Raw genomic sequence first — 1,764 nt, 5'->3', positions numbered from 1 at the left:
GTATTGCCTCATCTGAGGATGTTACTTTCGCTTGACGGACGTAGCGCCGACTGTCGGCCGGTCTGAGGTTGCGTCATTGCTCGCAGGATCGGAGGGACTGGGGACGTCGCGGAGTGCCCATCACACGCAGCGCCGGCCCCAGTCCCGGGATCACCAATGGTGGCAGGTGCCGTACCCCCGGCCGTGCGCGGGATGATCACCTCGGTTGCGTTGCGTCTGAGTAATCGCAACAGGCGCTGCACGATGGTGTGCTGCGGCGGCCCGAACTTTTCGGGGGCGTGTTCGGCGAGACGATCGAGGATGGCCAGCGCGGTCAGACGAGGTTCGGCCGCGAACCAGCGCTCGATGTCGGCGAGGTGCGGATCGAGCATCGATGGCATTCTCATGCGCTTTTTGTATGGCTTGCGCATGCGCCGATGGATGATGCGCTGCTCCCCCAGATGCACCTCATTGCCGAGCCTCTTCGCGAACGCTGCCGCGTTCGTTGCCGATGCCGGCGGACTGGTTGCTGCCGTGAGCTTGCCCGCGCGGGCGCCGACGCGCGTGCCGAGCTCCGTCTGGGCGTCCCTCATCTCGGCCAGCAGGGCCACGGGATCGAGCGTGCGATAAAGCTCTCGAAGACGCCGTTTGACGCCTTTGCTCAACTTCGGATGCGCCAGTGCTCGTTCATAGGGCGTGGCTGGAACATGATAGCGCTTGATCACCTTCGCGCCCTCGCGTCGCTTGTCCTTCAGCTTGAAGGACGGCTGGAAGAAGTTGGTGTGCAGCCGGGATGCAGCATACAAACGTTCCAGCACGCGCGTCGTCTCGACACCATCGAAGCGACCGTATCCCACGAGTCGCCGGACGACCGCGCCGTTCTTCTGCTCGACGAAGGCCTGATCATTCTTCTTGTAGGCGCGCGAGCGTGTCACCTCGATCCTTTGCGCGCGACACCAGGGCACGACGACGTCGTTCATGAATGCGCTGTCATTGTCGAAATCGGCGCCGCGAATGACCCAGGGAAACAGGCTCTGTGCGCGCTCCATGGCTCGCACGACGAGGCCGCCCTCGCGCGTCACCAGCGGCATGCACTCGGTCCAACCAGTCGCGACGTCGACCATCGTCAACGTCTGAATGAACGAGCCAGCTACAGATGTGCCGCCATGAGCCACCATGTCGACCTCGCAGAACCCCGGAGGTGGATCGTGCCAGTCGTTGAACGTCCGGATCGGAACTTCCCGCCGTACCGCCGAATAAAAGCCGACCCGCCGGCGCTTACCGCCGGCCGCGGCAATTTTGGTCTCGACCAGCAGGCGATCAATCGTGGCTGCGCTGACGCCGAGCACCAGCGCTCGATCCGCCTGGTCGAGCTTGAGCCGGCAATGCCGCTCCAGCGAAGGCAGCAACGTCGGAATCATTACCTTGAGCCGCTTGCCGCAGATCCGATCCGAGGCCTCCCACAGCGCCACCAGCGCATCCCTGATAGGGGCGCCATAGGTCGGCCTTCGCTGTCGCCGGGCCTCCGGCGAAATTGCAACATGGCTGGCAAGCGCCCGAACCGCGTGCTTGCGATGCCAGCCCGTCACCGCGCAAAGCTCGTCGAGTATGCGCCCCTTATCTGCCCGCCCTGCTGATCGATAGCGCTCTACCACCGCCGCCGTGAGCTCGCGCCGCGCACCCATGCTGATCCGTCCTGCCATCGGCGACACCGATCCGATTCGGTATCGCCGCCCCAACCCTGACGGTCAGTTCTCCGGTAACATTCTTGATGAGGCAATGCGC

At 64.1% G+C, this 1,764-nt stretch carries 1 protein-coding gene; it reads right to left on the bottom strand.

Translation table 11 applies throughout. The features are described 5' to 3' along the window. Nucleotides 1-8: 8 nt before the first annotated feature. The gene (locus ACZIRK_RS45065) at nt 9-1,664 is read right to left on the bottom strand and encodes an integrase catalytic domain-containing protein (RefSeq protein ID WP_474419823.1); all 1,656 of its coding nucleotides are present in this window, start codon (nt 1,662-1,664) and stop codon (nt 9-11) included. Nucleotides 1,665-1,764: the final 100 nt, after the last annotated feature.

The sequence above is a fragment of the Bradyrhizobium sp. Leo114 genome (assembly GCF_055229415.2).
This window is presented reverse-complemented; position numbering and strand designations above follow the sequence as displayed.

Excerpts from the sequence above, each read along its gene's own strand:
- ACZIRK_RS45065 (WP_474419823.1), bottom strand. The coding sequence starts at position 1,664 with ATGGGTGCGCGGCGCGAGCTCACGGCGGCGGTGGTAGAGCGCTATCGA.